General features: G+C 34.6%; 12 protein-coding genes. 11 read left to right on the top strand and 1 reads right to left on the bottom strand.

The genetic code is table 11. The features are described from left to right. Positions 1 to 23: 23 nt before the first annotated feature. From IEV84_RS07585 to IEV84_RS07535, 11 genes are all read left to right on the top strand, one after another. Positions 24 to 4085, top strand: a complete 4062-nt coding sequence (locus IEV84_RS07585; protein ID WP_229732635.1) for a hybrid sensor histidine kinase/response regulator transcription factor — start codon at positions 24 to 26, stop codon at positions 4083 to 4085. 510 nt (positions 4086 to 4595) lie between these two features. Next, on the top strand, positions 4596 to 5993 hold the full coding sequence (locus tag IEV84_RS07580; protein ID WP_188493692.1) for a cadherin repeat domain-containing protein: 1398 nt from the start codon (positions 4596 to 4598) through the stop codon (positions 5991 to 5993). A 43-nt stretch (positions 5994 to 6036) separates the two neighbouring features. After that, the gene (locus IEV84_RS07575; RefSeq protein ID WP_188493691.1) at positions 6037 to 9048 is read left to right on the top strand and encodes a SusC/RagA family TonB-linked outer membrane protein; all 3012 of its coding nucleotides are present in this window, start codon (positions 6037 to 6039) and stop codon (positions 9046 to 9048) included. 12 nt (positions 9049 to 9060) lie between these two features. Then, complete coding sequence (locus IEV84_RS07570; protein ID WP_188493690.1) at positions 9061 to 10668, top strand: RagB/SusD family nutrient uptake outer membrane protein; 1608 nt, start codon at positions 9061 to 9063, stop codon at positions 10666 to 10668. A gap of 1 nt (position 10669) precedes the next feature. Then, a complete protein-coding gene (locus IEV84_RS07565) occupies positions 10670 to 12310 on the top strand; it encodes a glycoside hydrolase (RefSeq protein WP_188493689.1) in 1641 nt (546 codons plus the stop codon). Between the two features lie 116 nt (positions 12311 to 12426). Then, complete coding sequence (locus IEV84_RS07560; RefSeq protein WP_188493688.1) at positions 12427 to 14847, top strand: glycoside hydrolase family 2 TIM barrel-domain containing protein; 2421 nt, start codon at positions 12427 to 12429, stop codon at positions 14845 to 14847. Between the two features lie 180 nt (positions 14848 to 15027). After that, positions 15028 to 17838: a glycoside hydrolase family 2 protein gene (locus IEV84_RS07555; RefSeq protein WP_229732634.1), complete on the top strand. Its 2811-nt coding sequence runs from the start codon at positions 15028 to 15030 to the stop codon at positions 17836 to 17838. 184 nt (positions 17839 to 18022) lie between these two features. Further along, a complete protein-coding gene (locus IEV84_RS07550; protein WP_229732633.1) occupies positions 18023 to 19576 on the top strand; it encodes a glycoside hydrolase in 1554 nt (517 codons plus the stop codon). 173 nt (positions 19577 to 19749) lie between these two features. Next, positions 19750 to 22185, top strand: a complete 2436-nt coding sequence (locus IEV84_RS07545; RefSeq protein ID WP_188493686.1) for a glycoside hydrolase family 2 TIM barrel-domain containing protein — start codon at positions 19750 to 19752, stop codon at positions 22183 to 22185. A 146-nt stretch (positions 22186 to 22331) separates the two neighbouring features. Beyond that, entirely contained in the window at positions 22332 to 23699 is a 1368-nt protein-coding gene (locus tag IEV84_RS07540) for a glycoside hydrolase family 27 protein (RefSeq protein WP_188493685.1), read from the top strand. Continuing rightward, on the top strand, positions 23699 to 25630 hold the full coding sequence (locus IEV84_RS07535) for a glycoside hydrolase family 43 protein (protein WP_188493684.1): 1932 nt from the start codon (positions 23699 to 23701) through the stop codon (positions 25628 to 25630). Before IEV84_RS07540 ends, IEV84_RS07535 begins: the two co-directional genes overlap by 1 nt. A 54-nt stretch (positions 25631 to 25684) precedes the next feature. On the opposite strand, the gene IEV84_RS07530 is transcribed toward IEV84_RS07535, so the two are convergent. Next, positions 25685 to 26356, bottom strand: coding sequence for a hypothetical protein (locus tag IEV84_RS07530; protein WP_188493683.1), 672 nt, complete (start codon positions 26354 to 26356; stop codon positions 25685 to 25687). Positions 26357 to 26494 lie beyond the last annotated feature (138 nt).

Raw genomic sequence — 26494 nt, 5'->3', positions numbered from 1 at the left:
CCCAATATTTAAAACCTGTTATTTTGAAACAATTAGCTTTAATACTGGCACTGTTTTTTGCTTCATTCTGTAGCTTTTCACAGGATCATTCCGTGCGATTTCTGGATATTTCGGATGGATTGTCAAATAATTCTATTACTACGATTTATCAGGACAAGGATGGCTATATGTGGTTTGGTACTTACGATGGTTTGAATCGATATGACGGATATACATTTAAGATTTTTAGAAACGAAATCAATAATGAAAACTCATTGTCTAATAATACCATTTATTGCATAGATGGGCATGAGAACAGACAAATATGGGTAGGAGGAAATAAAGGAGCGAGTGTTTATGATCCGTCCAAAGCCTTATTTTATTCGGTAAAATATAAAGACAATTCAAGCGGAGCTGAGGTTGTTTTGAAAGATGTAGTGCATCAAATAAAATCAGTTTCAAATGAATTGGTTTTGTTGGCTACACAAAATTCCGGTTTGCTTGCTTTTGAAAGGGGTTCTTTTACCGGAAAAACAATTCCAATAGCAAAATTGAAGAATCCATTTAAGTATGACGTATTAGGGATTCAAAAAGATAGAAAAGGTTCTGGGTGCTGGATATATGTTAGGGATTTAGGCGTGTGCTATTATAATTTTAGTTCTAAAAAGATCCAATTGATTACTCCATTAATGGTGGAAGTAAAGTGCATGGCAAATAATAGTGACGGTAATCTTTGGATTGGTACTGATGAGGGTCTTTTTTTATTTAATACAACTACTTTTTCGGTTTCAGAAAATTATTTTTCAAATAAATATACCATAACTAATATTCTTAGAGATAAGAAAAATCAATTTTGGTTTGCTACCGATTGTTGTGGGATTTATACATTAGACAGCAATAAAAAAAAGGTAGTTCCTTTTAGTAAAAATAATTCGCAGCAAATTATTAAGAGTAGTGCCGTTTGGAGTATTTATGAGGATTATTTTGGGAACCTCTGGTTTGGAACACTAAGAGGCGGAATTAGTATGATAAGTGCGGTTCCTAAAAATTTCAGAACCATAAAGTATGTTTCTAAAGATACTAATTTGGCTCAAAATTTTATTTTATCGGGTTGCGAGGATGAAAAGCAAAATTTATGGATTGGAACCGATGGAGCGGGATTGCGTTATTGGAACCGAAAAACCAATACTTATACCATTTATAATGCTAGTGCAGGCTCAGGAAATGCTATTTCAAGTAATTTTATAACTAATGTTATTTGTGACAGTAATAAAGAAATATGGTTGTCAACATGGGCAGGAGGAGTTAATCGAATTAATCCTAAGACCAATTCGATCAGCCGCTATTCCTGCTATAATCCGTTTACGAAGCAGGTAGAAAAAAATGTTTGGCTGGTTTATGAGGATGCTCAAAAGAATATCTGGGCAAGTGCTACTAATGAGGGTTGTTTGTATCTTTTTGACCGCAGTAAAAATTCGTTTTTACTTTATAATAAGGATATTAATAATTTACAATGCTTAATTCAAACGGCTGATGGTAAATTGTGGGGAGGTAATTATACTTCAATTGTTTGTATTGATAAAGTACATAAAACACATCAAAAAATTAATATTGGCTATCCCGTTCGGGCTATTCATGAAGATAGCAACAAGCAACTTTGGGTAGCTACACAGGAAGGAGGATTGCTATTATTTGACCGAAAAACAAATGCTTACAAAAGATTTACTACTGCTGATGGTTTGGCATCGAATACTATTTTGAGAATAGTAGAAGATAAAAAAGGCAATTTGTGGATGAGTACTTATAATGGTTTGAGCAGGTTTAATATCAGAACTAAAACCTTTAGAAGTTTTTCTAAAAATGATGGTTTACAGAGCAATCAGTTTAGTTTTAATGCGGGTTTGAAATTAAAGTCGGGTGAGCTTTTCTTTGGCGGCATCAATGGTTTTAATTTGTTTTATCCTGAATTGATTAAAGATGAAGTTTCGGGTAGCAGAATTCTTCTTTCGGATTTGAATGTAAATAATGAACCTATAGCAACGAAACCTGAGCTAATTTCAGAATGGACTTCGAAACATCAGATTAAGGAAATTAGATTGCCTTATGATCAGACTACTTTGTCTTTAGAATTTGTCGCCTTAGATTATTCGGGTGCTGACAAAATTAATTATGCTTATTTTCTGGAAGGCTGGGACGATCAATGGAGTAATGCGGGACAAAACAGAAAAGCCAATTATCCGCATCTTTCAGAAGGAACATATCTTTTTAAAGTAAAAACGTCTAATTTTCAGGACGAATTGAGCAAGGCGGAGACTTTGATTCGAATAGTAGTTTTACCGCCATGGTATAGAACCTGGTGGGCTTATCTTTTGTGTTTATTGATTGGAGGAAGCATTATTTACAATTATATCAAATACAGTAAATACAAGGAAGGCTTAAAATATAAGATTCAAATAGCTGAATTAGAAAAGGAAAAAGAGAAAGAAATAGCCGAAAAACAATCGTCGATGTTTACGTATATTTCTCATGAGTTCCGTACTCCATTGGCTTTGATTATTAATCCTTTGAAAAAAGTGATTAAAAAAGAAGATACTCAAAATGATGCTTCAAAAGGCGATTTGCAAATAGCGTACAGGAATGCAAGACGATTGTTGAGTTTGGTCGATCAATTGTTGCTTTTTCGTAAGGCTGAGAATGATGCTGATGTATTGCGATTATCGGAAATCAACATGAACGATTTGTGTCAGGAAGTGTACCAATGTTTTGTCACACAAGCCCGAGATAAATCGATTAATTATACCATCGAAATTCCTGATGAAATCCTTCAGATTATTGGAGATTATGAAAAGATTGAAATTTCACTGTTTAATTTAGTTTCCAATGCTTTTAAATATACCGCCGACGGAGGAAGTATTACTGTTAAGCTAACCCAAACAGAAAAAGAAGTATCGGTTGCTATTTCGGATACCGGAACAGGTATTGCTCAGCAAAATATTGAAGCAATTTTTGAAAAATTCAAACAATTGGATTCGAATGTATCTATTAGTACCGGTTTTGGTATTGGATTGTATATTGTAAAATATTTTGTAGATAAACACAAAGGAAGAGTTGCCTGCGAAAGTGAACTGGGTAAAGGAAGTTGCTTTACACTAACATTTTTGAAAGGACAGCAGCATTTTGATGATTTACCAATAAGCTCAAATGTACCAAAAATGAGTGAGTTACTTGAGGAACTTCTGGTAGATGATTTGGATAATAAAAACGAACAGAAAAAAAATAATCCAGATAAAGAATTCAATAACGAAATACTTACTGATAAAAAGTCGGTTTTGATTATTGATGATAATGCTGAAATTCGAAATTATCTCATTCAGTTGTTTTCCGAAACACATTTGGTATATAGTGCTGTAAATGGTCATGAAGGTTTAAAAATGACCGAAAAACACATGCCTGATATTGTAATTTCGGATATTGCAATGGAGGTGATGGACGGATTAGAATTGTGCAGAAAAATAAAAGAAAGCGAACAGTTGTCACACATACCAGTTGTATTATTGACGGCTACTAACAATCCGGAAACGCATTTACAGGGAATAACAGATGGAGCCGATGATTATATTACCAAGCCATTTGATGATGATTTGCTTCTGGCACGTGTAGATACTTTATTAAGGAATAGAGGAAACCTGAGGAGGTATTTTTTAGACAGTATTACTTTAAAAGAGAACTCTCAAAAAGTACCGGCAGAATATCAGGAATTTTTAAAAAAATGTATTGATATTATCGAGGTCAATATGGGGAATCGTGATTTTACCATTAAGAATTTTGCTCTCGAAATGGGGATGAGTCATCGTACTTTGTACACCAAAATCAAGATAATCTCAGGAGAAACCCTGAATGCCTTTATTCGTTCTATTCGTTTGAGACGAGCTGCTATGTTATTGCTTACAGAAAATATGAATATTTCTCAGGCTAGTGCCGAAGTAGGCTTTGATGATCAAAAATATTTCCGACAGCAATTTGTCAAACTCTTTGGGATGACTCCTTCTTTGTATGTTAAAAAATATAAAGACTCTTTTAATAAAGATTTGAACGTTATTAAATAGTTATTCTTTTGTCTAAAAATTAATTTTCAGTTTTTACTTTTTTAAAATTTAAAAAAGAGCGATAAAAAAACATAATCCTAATCTTATTAATAATAAGGTTAGGATTTTTTGTTGATATGTGAATTATATAATGTATAATTTATCTAGAAATCAAATAAAGTCAGATTTTTTTGTTGAATTGTCTTTTTTGAATGTTTTGTCCTTATTGTTTTCCAATATACCCTTCATTTTTTTCGAAAATCCCCCCTATGCTTAATGCTATTTCACCATTTCTTTGCTAGGATGCTAGTTTATTATTTCTGACTTGAAATTTATTTTAAGTTAAATTATCATAAATAAAGCAAAAATGATTACACACCAATTTATTAACCAAACTAACTAAAATTAAAGCTTATGAAAAGTATAGGAACTCAATAAAATGATGAATTGCTATAAAAATTAGAACTACTATTAAAATCAAAAGTTGTTTAGAGAATTACATAAGCAACAACTAAAATTAAAATCAATGATATGAAAAAACTCTCGTTTTTATTTTTGCTTACATTTTTTACCATTCTTTTTACAGGATGTCAAAATGATGAAGCCGATTTTCCTTCTTCGGATAATCCAACGGTTGTGGTATCTACTAATGAAATTTATGGTGCTCCAAACCGAAAGTTTGAAATCAAAGCTACTTTGAATGATGATTTAGGACTTAAGAGTGTAAGAATTCAAATTGAAGAATTGAGCTTAGACAAAATAATTAATTTTCCAACAGAGCCTCTTTTAACAACCTATGACCTAAGTTATTTTTTTGAAGTTCCTGCTGACAGAGGAACATCTGAGGCTTTTAAAATTAAATTAACAATTACTGATGTTTCCGGTAATGAAATTGATCAGGAGATTGATTTACGTTTGGATGGGGAGTTTAGTGCTCCGGCAATTAGTATGATTACGCCTAAAGAAGGTGCTGTAATTTTGTTGTCTTCCAGCAATCAATTACCGGTAAATTTTGTTGTTAATGACGATTCAGGAATTGATTATGTAGAAGTTAAATGTGCAGCATTAGGAATCGATGAAATGGTTCAGTTAACAGGATCTCCTCAGTCGTACACCTTTAATAAAGCTTATACTTTACCGGTAACAGCCGCACAATATGTGTTAACCATTACTGCAAAAGATAAATTTGCGATTCCAAATATGGGAACACTAAATATTAATATTGTGGCTACCAATGAATATCCTGCAATCTATTTATGTGATCAGCCTAAAGGAACAAATTTAACTACTGATGCGGTAGGTGTACCTATGTATTTCCATGAAAAAGTAGGGCAGGATTTTGAATTCAAATATTATGCAGATACAGATAATAAAGAAATTTATTTCTTAGGACAGGAATCTGATTTTGCTCCACATTGCTTTGGTTTAAATGGTTCAGGAAATTTGGTTGATGACGTAACATCTTCACCGATTGTATTGCCTACAAAAGGATACTATAAAATAAAAGTTAATCCAAGTACATTAGTTTATACAGTAACTAAATATACTCCAACATCTAAAGTTTGGGCTGATATAGCAAACGGTTTATGGCATGATGATGAAACGCAAAGAAGACCATTTGTAAGTATTGCCGGTGGAGGAATTCAAGGAGCTAACTGGGACACATGGAATGCCTGGGTTCAAACCAGTTTACACTTAGCTAATAATCCTAATAATCCATATCAGTTAGTAGGTGAATATACACTTACAGGTACAATGGAAGGAACTTTTACAGGTCAATGGTGGAGTCCATCCTGGAGATTAATAAAAAATGGTATTGCTACCATGTCACCGGGTTCAAACGGAAATGCTAAATATCCTGCTGCTCCGGGTGTTTATAAAGTGATTTTGGATACAGAATTAGAAAGAGCATTTATCACTAAAAAATAGTTTGTTATAGCTGATATAACATTAATTAATAAATTATCTTGATATGAAATATAAATTTATAGGCTTACTTATTGCTATTTTATGTAGCTCGGCAGCCTTTGCACAAATTACAGTAAAAGGTACTGTCAAAGACAAAACTGCTGTTCCTATTCCGGGTGTGAATGTTTTTGTAAAAGGAACTCAAACTTCAGTTGCTACTGATTTTGATGGGAAATTTGCCATTGTAGTTCCAAATAAGGAAGCACAAATTGAGTTTTCTTTTATTGGTTTTGCTACACAAACAATTAAAGTAGATCAAAAAACATCATTTGACATTGTATTGCTCGAAGACAATCAGTCATTAGAAGAAGTGGTTGTTGTAGGGTATGCTACTGTAAAAAAGAAAGATGTTACCAGTTCGATTTCATCCGTAAAAGGTAAAGAGCTTCAAACTATGACAGTAGGAAACGTGACGGAATCATTACAAGGAAAAGTATCCGGGGTACAAATTACCGGAGCTGGTGGTCCGGGTGCTCAGCCCAGAGTATTGATTCGCGGAATTTCTACTGTAAATTTAAGTACTGATCCGCTTTATGTGGTAGATGGTATTCCTATGGGAACCAGCATCAATTTCCTGAGTAATAACGAAATCGAATCGATGGATGTACTTAAAGACGCTTCGGCAAGTGCAATTTATGGTTCTCGTGCATCTAACGGGGTTATTTTGATTACTACTAAAAAAGGTAAAGCCGGTAAAACTAAGTTTACTGTTGACATGAGTACAGGTTACCAAATTATGAATAAACCGTATGATATGGCTAATGCTGAAAATTATGCTACTATCATGAATGATGCCTATACTAATTCGGGTTATTCGGATTATTTACCTAATCCGGAACAATACAGAGGAAAAACTACCGATTGGTGGAAAGCAGGAATTAATAGAGCATCATCAGTAACAAATACTTCTATTGGAGTAACAGGAGGTTCAGAAAAAAATACTTATGCAATAAGTTTGAACTATTACAATTCAGATTCATTTTATGATGTTGGAGGATGGGAAAGAGTTACTGCCAGAATTGCTAATGATTTTAAATTTACGGATAAGTTTTCGGCAGGAATTACTTTAAATCCTCGTTATGAAACTTGGGGATCACCGGGAAACTGGGCTGATTTTGTTAAGATTGATCCAATTACACCAATCTACAAACCTGCAGATCAATTAAACGGAACTGAAAATGAGTATAGTATCTATGCACGATCTCCTTCGTATGTTTGGAATCCTGTAGCATCAGTAAAAAGATTTGACGATAATACAGATCAATACAACTTGAATACAAACGGTTATTTACAATACGAACCTATTAAAGGATTAATAATCCGTACACAAGGATCTATTGAAGTTGGTAATAGAGTGCAAAGTATCTTTAGACCTGATTTTGTTATTGATGCAGCTCACGAAAAAGCTGAAATTAACAGTATTGAAAGAAAAGCTACTACTAACGCTGACTGGACATGGCAGACAACTGCAACTTATTCCAGAGCATTTGCTGAGAAACACAATACCTCTTTAATGGTAGGTAGTACTATGGAGGAATACAACGGAAATGATGTATGGGGTTATGGAGAAGGAGTTCCTAACAACTCTGATTCTATGAGAGAGCTGAATGCAGCAACCAAAAACCGTAACAGTGGCGGAAACAGATGGTCTAATTCTTTATTGTCATATATTTCGCGTTTCTCATATAATTTTGACAGTAAGTATTATTTGACAGCTTCATTTAGACGTGATGGTTCTTCTAAATTTATGGCTAATAACAAATGGGCTAATTTCCCTGCTGCTTCTGTTTCCTGGAGAATTTCGAATGAAGATTTCATGACGAATGCTAATTCGGTATTTAATAATTTAACTTTCAGAGCAGGTTGGGGTAAAGTAGGAAATCAAAATTTACCTGCTTCGGTTTATCAATCTAATATTGGTCAGGGATACTATGTTATCGATGGTCAGGTTGTAGATACTTCATATCCTTCAACGATGGCTAACAGAGACATTCGTTGGGAAACAGTAGAGGATATTAGTTTTGGACTTGATTTTGGATTGTTCCAAAATAAAATTTCAGGATCATTGGAATATTATCAAAAGAAAACTAACGATATGTTGTTCCTTAAACAATTCCCTACATACAGTGGTTTTCCGGGATATTCTACCATTTGGACTAATGTAGGTTCAATGCAATCCAGCGGTATCGATTTATTATTGTCATATAAAGATACTAAAGGCGATTTTTCTTATGGTGTAGATTTAACTTTTACTACTGTGGATGTAGAGATGTTATCATTATCTACAAAAGGAGAAAAATTATATGGAGCAAGTAACAGAACCATTACAGTTGAAGGTAATGAACCAGGTTATTTTTACGGTTATGTAGCAGATGGTTTATTTCAAAATCAAACCCAATTGAATTCACATACTGATGATCACGGAACTAAATTACAACCATATGCTCAACTTGGGGATATCCGTTTCAAAGATGTTAACGGAGATGGAAAACTGGATGATAAAGACCGAACAAAAATTGGTTCTCCTTGGGCTGATTATAATGTTGGTTTGAATTTGAATTTTGCTTACAAAAATTTCGATTTAGTGGCTAATTTCTATTCAAGTATTGGTAATGATTTAGTAAATACTAATATTTCAGACTTATACAACGGTACCAGTTTAACAAACAAAGTAAGTGGATTAGATCAAAAGGCTTGGCATGGAGAGGGAACTTCTAATTATATCCCTCGTTTATCAAGAGATGATAATAATGAGAATTTTACAAAATTCTCTTCATTCTATGTTGAAGATGGTTCTTTTGTACGTATGAAAAACCTTCAGTTAGGATATTCTCTTTACAATAAATTTGGATTGGATAAACTGAGAATCTCATTGTCAGGTCAAAATTTATGGACATGGACAAAATATACAGGTGTAGATCCTGAGGTAGGCGGAAGTGTTTTAGGATCAGGTTTTGGAGGCTGGAATTATCCGGTACAACCAACAATTCTAATGGGGCTTAATGTAGCATTTTAATAATAAACGAATATGAAAAAAATACTAGTATCAATACTAACTTTTGCTGCTGTTGCAGTTTCTTGTAGCGATTTTATCGAAAAAGAAGCAAGAGGAACTCAAACTTTGGAGAATTATTTTCAAACAGCACAGGAATGTGAAAATTATACCAATGAATTAACCCAGCGATTATTGTTGGCTAAAGATTGGTACACTTTGCTTGCACCAAGATTAATTAACGAAACCGCAACCGATGATGCCTGGATGGGAAATACAGGACAGGATAATGGTGCTTTCAGACCTTGTGCACAATACGTGGTAACTCCTGAAAATATGGGAGCTATGAATAGTATCTATACAGCACACTATTATACTATTCAATCAGCTAATATTGGTTTAGAAAGAATGGCTGTAGCGCCAATTACTGATGCTCAAAAAAATCAGTATATGGGAGAATCTTTGTTTGTTCGCGCTTATTGTTATTATGAATTGGTAAATCTTTTTGGAGGTGTTCCATTGTACACTAAATCACTTGGTACAGGTGATTTGACTTTAGCTCGTAGTTCAGCAGCTGAGGTATATGCACAAATAGAAGCTGACTTAAAAGAATCGGCAGAAAAATTAGAAAATATTCCTGCAGCAAGAGATGGTCGAATCAATAAATGGGCAGCTTATGCTTTATTAGCACGTGTGTCTTTGTTTCAGGAAAAATGGTCAGATGCCAAATTATATGCCACTAAAGTAATTGCAGAAGGACCTTTCCAATTGGAAGAAAATTTCTTAGATATTTGGAGTGTAGATAACCATAACGGAATTGAGTCAATTTTAGAAGCACAGTCTTCATCAGTACAAGACAGAAATTTAGGAGCTGCTCTTCCTACTTTCTCCGGAGCAAGAGGAGAAGACAAAGAAAACTTTCCAAGTAAAGATACCAGAGATGTTATTGACGGATGGGGATGGTGTATGCCAACAAGTGATTTAGAAAACGCTTATATTTCAGAAGGTGATGTAATTCGTCGCAGAAGTACTATTACTAAATGGGGTGAAGCGGCTTATGGAGACGAAGTTTTGAATCCAACTCATAAATTCAGTTTGAATGATAATAAATCAGGACGTATTTGTCGTAAATATTACATTCCTATCGCAACCCGTAGAGCATTAGATAAAAAAGACGGTCACTTACCATTGAATATTCCATTAATTCGTTTGGCCGAAATGTACCTTACAAGAGCTGAAGCTAATTATCATTTGAATGATGCTTCTGGAGCGATGGACGATATTAATGTAATTAGAGAACGTGTAGATTTACCTATAGTAGAAGGAATGGCCGGACCTAATCTTTTAAGAAAAATCTATAAAGAACGCCGTTTAGAATTAGCCTTTGAAGGATTGAGATTGTTTGATATCAGAAGACAAAAGGATCCGGGAACAGGTAAAAAAGTAATTGAAACTTTGATGGGACCTAACGGGACTTTTGTGCAGTACAATTTGAATTCGAGTGATCCTTTTGAAACAACTAATACAAGAGAATCTCAGGACAAAGGAATTAATTTTGATCCTACTAAGCATTTACTTTGGCCAATACCTCAGTTAGAAAGAGACTTAAGTGATGGTGTAATTACTCAAAACCCAAATTATTAAAATGAATATATTAAGAAAATATAGAGTAGGTCTGCTATTTGTAGGCTTACTTTTCATCAACTCTTCTTTAGTGAGTTGTGAGTCGGATAACAATGATAGCTCAGGTTCTGAGGATTCAGCTATTACTGATTTAAACGTTAACTTAGACATGAACCTTCAAACAATGGAAAGTTTTGGAGCTTCTGATGCCTGGCAGTCTAATAATATTGGAAAAAACTGGCCTATTGATAAAAAAAATAAAATGGCTGATTTGTTGTTCAGTAAAGAATTAGACAACGAAGGAAATCCTAAAGGAATTGGTTTGTCATTATGGCGTTTTAACCTTGGAGCAGGAAGTGCTGAACAAGGTGAAGCAAGTGGTATTACCGATGAATGGAGACGCAGTGAGTGTTTTACTGCTGATGGTGTAAGTTATAACATGAATAAACAAGCGGGTCAGGTTTGGTTTATGAAAGCGGCTAAACAACGTGGTGTAGATAAGTTATTGGCTTTTACCAATAGTGCTCCTGTTTATTTGACTCAAAACGGAAAAGCACACGCTAGTATTAATACTTTTTATAATTTGAAAGATGGCAAAATGCCTGAATTAGCTGATTTTTGGGTTAATGCTATTGATAAATTGAAGACAGAACATGACTTAACAATTGACTATTTAAGTCCGTTTAACGAACCACAATACGAATGGGATGGTTCCGGACAGGAAGGTTCTCCGGCTTCTAATGCTAATATTTACAGTTTTGTAAATACACTGGCTCCAAAATTACAGGCAAAAGGATTGAATTCGCAAATTGTTGTAGGTGAGGCAGGTTCTTTCGAACCATTGTATAAAACGTTGAGCGGAAAAGAAAATCGTTCGAATCAGATTGATTATTTCTTTGGGGTTAATTCGACTAAAAATATAGCCGGATTAAGTAATGTAAAGAAAACAATTTCCGGACATAGTTATTGGCAAGCCTGGCCATTGAGAGAATTAGTTTCATCAAGACAAGCTGTTGCATCCAGAGCAGCTACAGTTCCGGGACTGAGTGTTTGGGCATCTGAATATTGTATTCTTGAAAATCCGGGAACATCTGAACTTCCGGGAGGAGCTGGTCCTGGCAGAGATTTAGGAATTAGAACTGCACTTTGGGTTGCCCGTATTATAAGCACTGATATTGCTGTTGGAGGAGTTACTTCATGGCAGTGGTGGACGGCTATTAGCCGCGGAGATTACAAAGATGGTTTACTTCATGTTGATGACGGATTATCAAATGGTGCAGGTGATGCTAATTATTGTAAGTACGATGGTAATATTAGAGAAACTAAAATTCTTTGGGCTTTAGGAAACTTCTCTTTCTTTATAAAGCCGGGTATGAAAAGAGTTCAAATACCTAATTTTGATAATGCTGCTGCCACTACTAATGTGATGCTAACAGCATATAAAGATGAAGTAGCTAAAAAACTAATTATTGTAGCGGTTAATGTTTCTGGTTCGGCAAAAACATACAAATTAAATCTGGCTGGTGGTACTTTAGTAGATAATAAATTCACACCTTATATTACTTCTGAAACAATGAGTTTGAAAAAAGGAGCAGCTGTTGATGCTTCTGGTTTTGATATTCCGGCTAAGTCTATTGTGACTTATGTAGGAACTTATAACTAAAGAATTTAATAAAATTTAAAAATGAGAATGAATATTTCTCATTTTAGTAATAGGAGTTCGCTGTGTAAAAACAGCGAACTCTTATTTTCATTGATAATAAATAAAAAATAGAAATAGTGTTTACAAAAAAAATCTTAGCAGCTGTTTTTTTCTTCTCGTGTTGTTCTGCTTTCAGTCAGCTGTCATTTGGGGATTCGAAAAAAATTAATGATAACTGGAAATTCAATCTTCAGGATGTATCAGATGCTAAAAACGCAGCATTTGACGATAGTAAATGGCAAACTGTAAATGTGCCGCATGACTGGAGTGTTAAAGGGCAATTAAGCCCTACATTGGCTAGTTGTACAGGTTATCTTCCCGGCGGAATTGCCTGGTATAGAAAATCAATCACTATTCCGAAAAGTAAAAGCAGCGAAAAAGTGTATTTGTATTTTGAAGGTGTTTACAACAGAAGTGAAGTTTTTATTAACGGACATTCTTTAGGAAAACGACCAAATGGTTATATCTCTTTTGCTTATGATGCTACTGCGTTTGTGAAATTTGGAGCAGAAAATACAATTGCTGTTCGTGTGGATCACAGTCAAAGTGCCGATTCAAGATGGTATTCGGGTTCTGGGATTTACAGAGATGTTTGGGTAGTGTATGCTAATCCGGTGCATATTGCACAATGGGGCGTTTATGCGTATCCGGAAGTGAAAAAAGGAACAGGAACTTTAAATGTTGAAGTTGAGGTTGAAAATGCTGCTGCATCAAAATCTACTCTTACAGTAGTTAATGAATTGATTTCGAAAGAGGGAAAATCTGTTGCAAAAACTTCCAATAAGGTTGAGGTTGTAGCCAATGCAAACGGTAAAATCACAACCAAATTACAAGTTAAAAATCCAAAATTATGGGATTTAGAAAATCCAAATTTATACCAATTGAAAACAACTGTTTTTCAAGATGGTAAGGAAATAGACCAGACAGTTACAAAAACAGGTTTTAGAAAATTTACATTCGATGCTAATAATGGTTTTGCATTAAATGATAAATGGATGAAAATGAAAGGCGTTTGTTTGCATCATGATGCCGGTGTTTTAGGTTCAGCAGTTCCTCGTGAAGTTTGGGAATCCAGATTAAAAACATTGAAAGAAATAGGTGTAAATGCAATACGTACCAGTCATAATCCACAGGCACCTGATTTTTATGAATTGTGTGATGAATTAGGATTATTAGTTTTAAACGAAGCTTATGATGAATGGGAATTCCCAAAACGTAAGTGGATGACAGGATGGAATGTAGGTACTCCGGAATTTCAGGGAAGTTTTGACATTTTTGCAGACTGGGCAGAGAAAGATTTAGAAGATTTTGTTCGTCGTGACAGAAATCATTTATCCGTTTTTGGATGGAGTATTGGTAACGAAGTAGATTATCCTAATGATCCGTATTCTCATCCCGTTTTGGATAAAGGAAAAGACGGATTTGGACAGGCAGCTTACGGTGGTTACAAAAAAGACGCACCAGATGCGATGCGTTTAGGCGCAATTGCAAAACGTTTGGTGGCAGTGGTTAAGAAATACGATAAATCTCGCCCAACAACAGCTGGATTAGCTGGAGTTGCCATGTCTAACGAAACCGAATATCCGGGAGCTTTAGATATTACAGGGTATAATTATACCGAAAGTAAATACCTTTCGGATCATCAAAAATATCCAAAAAGAGTCATTTTTGGTAGCGAAAATGTGCACGATATGGATCCTTGGTTAGCTGTTAAGAACAACAAACATATTTTTGGACAGTTTTTATGGACTGGAATTGATTATTTAGGAGAATCTGGAAGTTGGCCTTCAAGAGGATTTTATTCAGGATTAGTTGATTTTGCAGGAGTTATTAAGCCAAGAGGTTATTTCCGTCAGTCATTGTGGTCTGATAAACCAATGACTTACATTGGAACTTATCCATTAAAAGACCAAAAAGAAGTTTCTAAAGATGCCTGGGCAATTTGGAATTACACTTCTGGTGAAAAGATTCGTGTGGTTTGTTATACCAATGCTGCTAAAGCACGATTAGAATTAAACGGAAAAGTTGTAGGTGATACTAAAGCTTACGATGAAAAAACGGGAATTATTTACTGGGATATTCCATTTGCTTCCGGGAAATTAGAAGCAATTGGTTTAAGTAATGACAACAAAGAAGTAAGCCGATATGCGATTAAATCTACTGAACAACCCGTTGAATTAACAATTGCTGATAAAAACATTACGATTGCTAAAGATAAAGGAGTGGCTAAAATTATGGTTCAGTTAAAAGATCAAAACGGATTACCGGTAATGCTTTCAGATAATGAAGTTACATGTACTATTAGCGGACCTGGAGTTTTATTAGGACTTGAAGCTGGAAATAACAGTGATATGACTGATTATACTGATAATGTACACAGAGCATTTCATGGTCAGATTGCTGCCTATATTCAGACTACCGGAGAGGCACAACCTATAAAAGTGACTTTTACAAGCCAATGGTTGAAACCGGTTGAAGTTACTATCAATGTAAAATAAGTGTTAGTTAGGTTAGTTTCTCAATCTACCTGTCTGTTTGTGGTTTACAGACAGGTAGATTTTTTATATAGTGAGATGCGTGCTAAATAACTAAAGGAATAAATACCAATAATAAGCAATGCTTTTTTAAAAAAGTTCGTTTATTTCAAAATTATCTAATACTCAAAAAGAATGTTAATAATGAAAAATAGAAGAATACAAATCAGATCTATAATTACATCAGTTTTTCTGTTGTTCTTTCTCACTTCATGGAGTTCCGGAGAAAAGAGTATAATCAATATTGCCGGCGATTGGACTGTTGCGCTGGACAGTACTGATATTGGACTGAAAAACGGCTGGCAGAATATGAGTTTTAAGCAGTTAATCAAATTGCCGGGAACTACGGATGATGCTGGTCTTGGAGTGCCTAACAAATTAAAACCAAGTTTAGAAAAACTACAAATGACCCATTTAACCCGAAAAAACAGTTATTTGGGTGCTGCTTGGTACACACGTGAAATTACAGTTCCGAAAAATTGGAAAGCAAAAGAACTGATTTTAAAATTAGAACGTGTCATTTGGAAAACAAATGTTTGGATTGATGGTAAAGAATTGGGAACAGAACAAAACAGCCTGATTGCACCGCATTATTATGATCTTACCAAATACCTTACAGCTGGAAAAACACATCGGATAACCATTCGTGTTGATAACCGTAAATTATTTGATATTAGTGTAGATAATATGGCGCATGCTTATACTAATCATACGCAAATTATTTGGAATGGTGTTATTGGAAAAATGGAAATCGAAGCTTTTGATGCTGTTCGAATTGCTAATTTACAAGTGAAACCAGACATCAATACAAGAAAAGCCAAGTTAGAATTCACTTTTAACAGCAATACTAAAAAAACAGTAAAAGGAGTTGTAACTATTACTGCCGTAAATAAAAAAAGTAAAATTGCTGTTGAGGCACTTCAAAAAGATATCCAAATTAATACAGGACAAACTGTTGTTGCCATTGATTATGATATGGGGAAAGACGTAAAACTGTGGAATGAATTTTCGCCGGAGTTATACGAATTAAAAGCCGAATTAAAAGCCGGAAAGAGTCAATCGCAAGTTGCTGTAGATTTTGGAATGCGCAGTTTTTCTAAAAAAGGATCGGTTCTAACTATTAACGGTCAGCCTGTATTTTTAAGAGGAACATTAGAATGTGATATTTTTCCACTTACCGGGCATGCGCCAATGGACAAAGAAGGTTGGAAAAAAGTATTTGGTACAGCTAAAAACTGGGGATTAAATCATTTACGTTTTCACTCTTGGTGTCCGCCTAAAGCGGCCTTTGAAGTGGCAGACGAAATGGGTTTTTACCTTCAGGTTGAATTACCGGTTTGGACGCTAAAAATAGGAGAAGATCCAAAAACAACAGATTTTTTATATGCCGAAGCACAACGAATGATTAATGAATACGGAAATCATCCTTCTTTTTGTATGTGGTCGATGGGGAATGAATTGCAAGGTGATATGACTATTTTGACCAAATTGATGAACAGTCTGAAAGCAAAAGATGACCGACATTTATATACTACAACTTCTTTTACTTTCGAAAATGGACATGGAAAATGGCCTGAATCTGATGATGATTTCTTTATTACACAATGGACTAAGCAAGGATGGGTTAGAGGACAAGGTGTTTTTAACAGTGAATCTCCAACATTCAACAAAGATTATGTAGCTTCTGTTGAAGGAATGACGGTTCCATTAGTTACACATGAAATAGGACAGTATGCTGTTTATCCTAAAATTGATGAAATTTCTAAATATACAGGGGTTTTAGATCCTATTAATTTTAAATCGGTTAAAGAAGATTTAGAGCGAAAAGGCCTAATTAATAAAGCTGCTGATTATACTAAAGCTTCAGGGAAATTAGCTGTCATACTTTATAAAGAAGAAATAGAAAGAGCGTTAAAAACAGCAGGAATCAGTGGTTTTCAATTACTTGATCTGCATGATTTTCCGGGACAGGGAACGGCTTTAGTGGGCTTACTAGATGCTTTTTGGGATAGTAAAGGATTGATTTCGACAGAAGAGTTTAGAGAATTTTCAGCTCCGGTTGTACCGCTTATGCGTTTTGCTAAAGCAACTTATACTAATGATGAATCTTTTACCGCTTCTTTAGATGTGAGTAATTATGCTGAAAGCGATTTAAAAAATCAGGAAATTGAATGGAGTATCAGCGATGCTGATGTTGTAATAGCTTCAGGAAGTACTAAAGCAACAATTGGAGTAGGATACAATCATAAAATTCTGGACGTAAACGAAAGTCTTCAGAAAATTACAAAGGCATCCCAATTAACAATCAAAGTAAATCTCAAAGGAACAAATTATAAAAACCAATGGAATATTTGGGTTTATCCTCAAAAACAAACTATTGATTACGGAAAAGTAGTCTATACCAGAAACCTGGAAGAAGCATACAAATTGCTAAACGCCGGTAAAAAAGTATTATTAAATCCGGATTGGAAAAAGATAAAAGGAATCGAAGGAAAATTTGTTCCTGTATTTTGGAGTCCGGTTCATTTTCCTAAACAGGCAGGAACTATGGGAGTACTGTGCAATCCCTCGCATAAGGCTTTGGCTAATTTCCCGACAGATATGAATACCGACTGGCAATGGTGGGATTTGAACGTAAACTCAACAACGCTTATTATGGATAGTGTTGTGGGAGGAAATCCTATTGTAGAAATGGTAGATAATTTTGCTAATAACCGCAAACTGGCTTCGCTTTTCGAAGGAAGTGTAGGATCTGGAAAACTAGTAATTGCTTCTTTTGATTTAAGCACGGATTTAGATAAACGTCCCGTTGCGAAACAAATGTTGATTTCGGTATTAAATTATATGAATAGTCCATCATTTAATCCGGAAGAGATTAAGAATCCTGAAATCTTAAAATCCATTTTGAAAGAGCAGGAAGAAAAAGGCAAGGAGGGAGCTACAAGTATTTATTAAATTAAATGCTAAACTTATTGAGAAAACCTATTCACTGTAATTTGATTGTGTGAATAGGTTTTTTTACAATTACTATTGATGATTTTGAAAAAAAGAACAAGTATTAATTATGAGAATATTAAAAGCAATTCCAATAAAATATTTTTTTCCAGTTTTGTTATTAATGGTATCCTGTTCATCAAAAATGAATGTGAAATCAGCACTAATATCTTCGAATAGTAGTGAAATTAAAATTGATTTAAGTAAGGAGTTACAAACTATGGATGGTTTTGGAGCATCAGATGCCTGGCGATGTCAGATGGTTGGTAAAAATTGGCCATTAGAAAAAAGAAATGCAATTGCCGATTTACTTTTTACTAAAGAAGTGGATAAAGATGGAAATCCAAAAGGAATAGGCTTGTCTGTCTGGAGGTTTTACTTAGGTGCAGGAAGTGCCGAACAAGGATTGGAAAGTGAAATTTCTGATGAGTGGCGTCGAAGCGAATGTTTTCAAAATCCTGACGGAACTTATGATTGGACAAAGCAAGCGGGTCAAAGATGGTTTTTACAGGCAGCTAAAAGTCGTGGTGTAGAAAAATTTCTGGCTTTCACCATTAGTCCGCCCGTACAAATGACCTTAAACGGAAAAGCTTTTTCTCCACAGAAATTAAATATGAACATCAAAAAAGGAAAGCTTCCTGAGTATGCAGACTTTTTGGTAGAAACTATCGATAATTTACAGCGCAGGGAAGGAATTACTTTTGATTATTTAAGTCCAATAAACGAGCCACAATGGGATTGGATGGCGGGAAAAAACGGGCAGGCCAGTCAGGAAGGAACACCGGCAACAAATCAGGAAATGTTTGATTTTACGAAGCTTTTATCAGAACGAATACAATCAAAATCGCTAAAAACCGAGATTGTAATGGGTGAAGCAGCTATAATTAATTATTTGTATGAAAATGTAAATGATGAAAATAGAGACGATCAAATAAATGCTTTTTTTGGTCCTTCTTCAACCAATATTTCACAATTGCCTAATGTGAAAAAGGTAATTACAGGCCACAGTTATTTCTCGGTTTGGCCTCTAAAGGATCAAATTAGTTATCGTGAAAAGTTAAGTTCACGTTTAAAACAAACTGAAAATTTAAAATATTGGCAAACAGAATATAGTATTCTGGAACAATTAGATAAAGAAGTAATTCCAGGTAGTTCCGGTCATCAAAGGGATCTTGGAATGAAAACAGCACTTTTTGCAGCAACTATTATTCATAATGATATTGCTGTGGCCAATGCTTCTTCATGGCAATGGTGGACGGCTCTGAGCAGAGCTAATTTTAAAGATGGCTTGATTTATTTGGACGATGGCACTAACAACGGAAGTATGACTGACGGCTATTGTAAAAATGATGGCTTTTACCGTGAATCAAAATTATTATGGGCGTTTGGTAATTATTCTCGCTTTGTACGTCCCGGAATGATTCGTTTGCAAATTGAAAATCAAAAAAAGGAAGAAGACATAATGTTGACTGCCTATAAAGATGTCGCTAATAAAAAATTAGTCATTGTGGCAATTAATAATAGCAATTCAATAAAAACGTGTAATTTAAATCTTTCCGGAAACACATTGGTGAAAAAAACATTGACTCCTTACACTACTTCTGAAACAATGAGTTTAAAAAAAGGAACTAATGTAAAAGCAAGTAGTTTTGAAATTCCTTCAAAAGCTGTAGTTACTTATGTAGGTAGTTATAAATAAGTTTTTTATTGAATGATGGATAAAAAAAAGAACTTTTGACGAATATATCCTCATTATTTGCGAATTTACCCCTCTTACTTATAGTTATTTAATCATTTCTTTGCTTTTTCGACTTGTCCATATAGAACTTTTCAATGGTAGAGTAGCTGCTTATTTATAAAAAAAATAGAATTATGTTAACAACAAAAAAAATCGCACTGGCATTTCTTATGCTTTCTTACGCATCTGTTTTTAGTCAGATTGCATTTGGAGATTCCCAAAAAATCAACAATCAATGGAAGTTTATTCTACAGGATAATCAGGATTTCCAAAAAGCAAATTATGATGATAGCAAATGGCAATCTGTTTCGCTTCCTCATGACTGGAGTATTAAAGGACAATTGAGTCCTACTTTAGCCAGTGCTACAGGATTTTTACCGGGAGGAATTGCCTGGTACAGAAAAACGATGGATGTACCTTCGGCAAAAAAAGGTCAAAAAGTATATTTGTATTTTGAAGGAGTTTATAATAGAAGTGAAGTTTTTATCAACGGACATTCTTTAGGAAAACGTCCAAATGGTTATATCTCTTTTGCTTATGATGCTACTCCATACGTTAAATACGGAGCTGAAAATACGATTTCAGTTCGTGTAGATCACAGCAAAAGTGCCGATTCTCGCTGGTACACTGGTTCAGGAATTTACAGAGATGTTTGGGTAGTATATGCTAATCCGGTTCATATTGAGCAATGGGGCGTTTATGCATATCCGGAAGTGAGTAAAAACAAAGGAACTTTAAATGTTGAAGTAGCTGTTGAAAATGGTTCTATTGCCAAAGCAAATTTGACTGTTGTTAACGAATTAATTGCAAATGATGGAAAAACAGTTGCTAAGAGTACTAATGCTGTAGCGATTGCAGCTAATCAATCGGGTAAAATTGCAACAAAAATTAATGTAAATAATCCTAAAATATGGGATTTGGAAAATCCTAATTTGTACAGTTTGAAAACGACTGTATTGCAGGACGGGAAAGTTATCGATCATTCTACAACTCAAACAGGTTTTCGCAATTTTACATTCGATGCTAATAAAGGATTTGCTTTAAATGGCAAATGGATGAAAATAAAAGGAGTTTGTTTACATCATGATGCGGGAGTATTAGGTTCGGCTGTTCCTCGTGAAGTTTGGGAAGCAAGATTGAAAACTTTAAAAGAAATTGGTGTAAATGCAGTGCGTACGAGTCATAATCCACAAGCTCCTGATTTCTATGAACTTTGTGATGAGTTAGGTTTATTGGTTTTAAACGAAGCTTATGACGAATGGGAATTCCCAAAACGCAAATGGTTAGAAGGATGGAATCAGGGAACACCTGGATTTGAAGGTTCGTTTGATATTTTTGCTGATTGGGCTGAAAAAGATTTAGAAGATTTTGTACGTCGTGATCGAAATCACCTTTCTGTTTTTGCATGGAGTATTGGTAATGAAGTAGATTATCCAAATGATCCTTATTCTCATCCGGTATTAGCAGGAGGTGGCGATACAGGATTCTCGCAGGCTGCTTACGGAGGTTACAAAAAAGACGCTCCGGATGCAATGCGTTTGGGAGCCATTGCAAAACGATTGGTTGCAGCAGTTAAAAAATACGACAAGTCGCGTCCTACAACTGCTGGTTTGGCCGGTGTTGCGATGTCTAATGAAACGGAATATCCGGGAGCATTGGATATTACAGGATACAATTATACTGAAAGTAAATACCAGTCAGATCATAAAAAATATCCTAAAAGAGTCATTTTTGGTAGCGAAAACCGTCATGATTATGAAGCTTGGTTAGCGGTTAAAAACAACGAGCATATTTTTGGACAATTCTTGTGGACAGGAATTGATTATTTAGGTGAATCAGGAAGATGGCCATCAAGAGGATTTTATTCAGGATTAGTTGATTTTGCGGGTAATATTAAGCCTAGAGGATACTTCCGTCAATCGCTTTGGTCAGATACACCAATGATTTATATTGGAACTTATCTTTCGAGAAATCCTAATAAAAAAGACCTTTCTATGGATGCCTGGCCAATTTGGAATTACAAAGAAGACCAAACGGTAAAAGTGGTTTGTTATACCAATGCTGCCAAAGCACGTTTGGAATTAGACGGTAAAGTGGTGGGTGAAGTCAAAAACTATGATTCAGAAGTGGGAATTATTTCATGGGATGTTCCGTTTCAATCAGGAAAACTGGAAGCAGTAGGATTGGATAAGAACAACAAAGAAGTAAGTCGTTATGCGATTACTTCTTCAAAACAACCACATACAATTGTTGTAAAAAGTGCTGATGCAGTTATCAATAAAGATAAAGGTGTAGCTGAAATTTTGTTGCAAATTGTAGATGAAAACGGAATTCCGGTACAAATTGCGGATAACGAAATTACTTATAAAATCGTTGGTGGTTCAGCCAATTTATTAGGATTAGAAGCAGGAAATAATTCGGATATGACGGATTATACAGATAATGCGCAACGTGTTTTCCACGGACGTATTTTAGCTTACATTCAGGCAAATGGAACAAACGAACCTATTAAAGTTCAGTTTTCCAGCCCATGGTTAAAAGCTGTTGAAGTTACTATCAACGTAAAATAAGCGGCTTTTCTACAATAATTTAGCATTTTAAAATAAAAATAGTTCTATAGATTAAGCTGTTTGTTTTTTTGGCAGACAGCTTATTTCTTATGAAAAAAATGTTTACTATATTTGAAGTGTAATATTAACACATATAAAACCAAAAAATGAGAATTAAGAATAAAATTGCTCTGGCACTGGGAGTTGTATTGGTAGCGGTCACTACCAATGCTCAAAACACAGTGTTTAAAAAAGATGAATTTAAACAATGGGCTCAAACACCGCCAATGGGATGGAATAGCTGGGATTGTTACGGCTCAACGGTTGAAGAACATGAGGTGAAAGCCAATGCTGATTATATGGTTAAAAATTTAAAAAAATCAGGTTGGGAGTACATTGTGGTAGATATCAGATGGTTTGTGGAAAATGATAAAGCGGGAGGCTACAATCAAAAAGATCCACGTTATGTAATGGATCAATACGGGAGATATTTACCTGCATTAAACAGATTTCCTTCGGCAAAAGACGGACAAGGATTCAAACCATTAGCAGATTATATTCATAGCAAAGGATTGAAATTTGGAATCCACATCATGCGCGGAATTCCTAAAAAAGCAGTGCAAGAAAAGCTACCAATTAAAGGAGCAAACGGAATCACTGCTGACCAAATTTACACTACGGCATTACAATGCGAATGGTTGAAAGACAATTATACTATTTTGGCTGACAAACCGGGAGCTCAGGAATATTATGATTCTTTGTTCGAATTGTATGCTCAATGGGGAGTAGATTTTATCAAAATTGACGATTTATCCAGACCGTATCACGAAGGAGAAATCAATTTGATTAGAAAAGCAATCGACAAATGCGGACGCAAAATAGTTTTAAGTACTTCGCCTGGAGAAACGCCAATTTCGGCAGCTGCTCACGTAAGTTCTCACGCAAATATGTGGCGTATGGTGGATGATGTTTGGGATACCTGGCCACACATTACGCATTTAATGGATGTGGCTCAAAAATGGTATCCGTATATCGCTCCGGGAACATGGCCTGATTGCGATATGATTCCGTTAGGAAGAATTTCGTTAAGAGGAGAACGTGGCGAAGACAGAATGTCCCGTTTAACAAAAGACGAACAATACACTTTAATGACTTTCTTTAACATCTTTAAATCACCATTGTTTTTTGGTGGGGATATGCCAAGTAATGATGCTTTTACTTTATCATTATTGACAAATCAGGAAGTTTTAAAAATGCATCGTGAAAGTACTGATGTAAAACAACTTTTTCAAAAAGATGGAAAAGTGGCTGTTACTTCTAAAAACCCAAAAGACGGAAGTATTTACTTAGCGTTGTTCAATATTTCAGACAAATCTTCTGAAAAAGTAGTAGTAAGTTTAGCTGATTTGGGTATTAAAAACGCTGAGGTTACCAATATGTGGACAGGAAAAAAAGTAGGTTCAGTTTCCAATGAAATAGCAGCTTCTTTAGGGGCTCATAGTTCTATTCTTTATAAATTAAAAGCGAAAAAATAATGCGCAAATTACAATTCAGTTTAATTCTATTTTTAGTATTAACTAGTTTTTCAAAAGCTCAAAACAAAGCTGGCGTTCCACCGGTACTTGCCGAAAAAGATTTAACCGCTTATTTGTTTGTGTATTTCACAGGAAATTCGGTTGAAGAAGAAGCCGTGCGTTATGCTATCAGTGCCGATGGATATCATTATTACCATTTGAATAATAACCAACCTGTAATTGACAGTAAAATTATCAGTGAAACGGGCGGTGTTCGCGATCCGCATATATTACGTGGCGAAGATGGTAAAACCTTTTATATGGTTTTGACTGATATGACTTCGTCAAAAGGATGGAGCAGCAATCGTGGTATGATATTGCTAAAAAGTACCGATTTGGTAAACTGGCAAAGCAGTAAAATCAATTTTCAGAAAACATTTTCAGGAAACGAAAACTTAAAAAGAGTTTGGGCACCGCAAACCATTTATGATGCCAAAGCGGGGAAATATTTGGTTTACTTTAGTTTGATGCATGAAGGTAGTCCGGATAAAATTTATTACGCTTACTCCAATAAAGATTTTACAGCTTTAGAATCTGAGCCAAAAGTGCTATTTGTTCCAAAGTCTAAAAATGCCTGTATTGATGGAGATATTATCGAAAAAGACGGTGTTTATCATCTTTTTTATAAAACAGAAACCAATACGCCGGGAATTAAAGTGGCAACAACTACTGATTTGACATCTGGAAATTGGACAGAAAATGATAATTATTTACAAAAAACGAAAGACGGAGTTGAAGGTTCTAGTGTTTTTAAATTGAATAATTCGGATGAATATATTCTAATGTATGATGTTTATACAAAAGGAAAATATCAGTTTACTAAAACCAAAGATTTAGAAAATTTCACCGTAATTGACAGCGAAATTTCAATGGATTTTCATCCGCGTCACGGAACAATTTTACCAATTACAAGAACCGAATTAAAACGATTGATTGCCAAATGGGGAAAACCGGCAGCTTATCCTCAAATCAATAAAAATCCGGTTTTAGAAGGTTATCACGCCGATCCTGAAATTTTATATGCCGAAAAAACGGGAAAATATTACATCTATCCTACAACTGATGGATTTGATGGTTGGGGCGGTTATTATTTCAAAGCTTTTTCGTCTGATAATTTAGTAGATTGGAAAGAAGAAGGAACAATTTTAGATCTTAAAAAAGACGTTCCATGGGCAGGAAGAAATGCTTGGGCACCTTGTATCGTGGAGAAAAAGATAAAAGGGAAGTACCAATATTTATATTATTACACAGGAGCGCAAAAAGTAGGAGTTGCGGTTTCGGATAATCCTACAGGTCCTTTTAAAGACAGTGGAAAACCAATTGTCGCGACCAGACCAGAAAGCAGAAAAGACGGACAGGAAATTGATCCGGACGTTTTTACTGATCCTAAAACGGGTAAAAGTTATCTGTATTGGGGGAATATGTACATGGCTGTAGCCGAATTGAATTCGGACATGGTTTCTTTAAAACCGGGAACTACCAAAATTATTGATGTAAATGATAGTTACCGTGAAGGAACTTATGTGATTTACAGAAACGGATTGTATTACTTTTTCTGGAGTGAAGACGATACCAGAAGTCCGAATTATAAAGTAAGATATGCCATTTCTAAATCGCCAGTTGGACCGCTTGAAATGCCAAAAGACAATGTTGTTATTCAGGGAAATAAAGCAGAAGGAATTTATGCAACCGGACACAATTCGGTTATAAAAGTGCCTAACAGAGACGAATGGAAAATTGTTTATCATCGTTTTTCATACCCAACCGGAATCAATATGGGTGACGCAGCTGGTTTTCACCGTGAAGTATGTATTGATAATTTAGAATTCAATGCAGACGGAACTATTAAACAAGTTGTTCCTACTCACAAAGGAATTAATCCTGTTAAATGATTTAATTATTAGTTTAATTTTAAAGTCACTCTCTTTTGGGAGTGGCTTTTATTTTTATCCGTGAAAAGTTTCCCAAATTGAAAATGTCGGACATATTGAACTTAACTGAGTGATACAAACTTGTTGTATTAATTGATCTTTAGCATCATGAATTGTTTCAAAATTGCCTTCTATTTGGTAGCAGAAAAATAAATGTTTAATAGTTGGGTAACTAACATTTCTACTTTTTATTATTGCAAAAGAGTCACGAGGTGATGAGAAATTTTCAAATGAAACTTCATTCTCTATAATAGAATCATTAATTTTTGCTTTACCTAAATATTCTTCTTCTTCGCTTGGAAAAAATAAACAGATGAGGGGATTTTTCTTGTCATAATAAGCAAACAATGTTACAGATAATATTTCCGATTCATTTTCGTAAGTAGTAAATTCAACTTTAGCATTTTCAAAAATATATTTATAAAAACATAAAGTTCTTTCATTATCATCGGTTCCTTTATTTTTTTGATAGGGTGCTCCAAAATCTGTGAAAATTTTTTCAATTGAAATTTTGCCAGGTTCATAATTGTACAAAAAATTCTTATCCAAAAATTTAAAAACAGTTTTTCCAATCATTCTGTTTTTTTGTTCCTCTTTATGCTTTTTACGATACTCTATGAACTGCTGAATTAATAGTACAACTATTCCACCAATTATTCCTGAAATTAAATTATTTAAGAAGTCCATAAAGATGTTTTTTATGCTAATGTAATATTTTAATTAGAGAAAAATAGTTTTGAATTTGAGAGTGTTTGTCATAAAATATTCTGTTTTTTTAAAAGTAATTTATTTTTATTATAATTATCAAACTGGTAGGGAGTAGTA

It is taken from the genome of Flavobacterium palustre (assembly GCF_014639535.1).
GTDB classification, from domain to species: Bacteria; Bacteroidota; Bacteroidia; order Flavobacteriales; family Flavobacteriaceae; genus Flavobacterium; species Flavobacterium palustre.
Note: the sequence above shows the minus strand (reverse complement) of the source record. Positions and strands in the feature narration are given on the sequence as shown.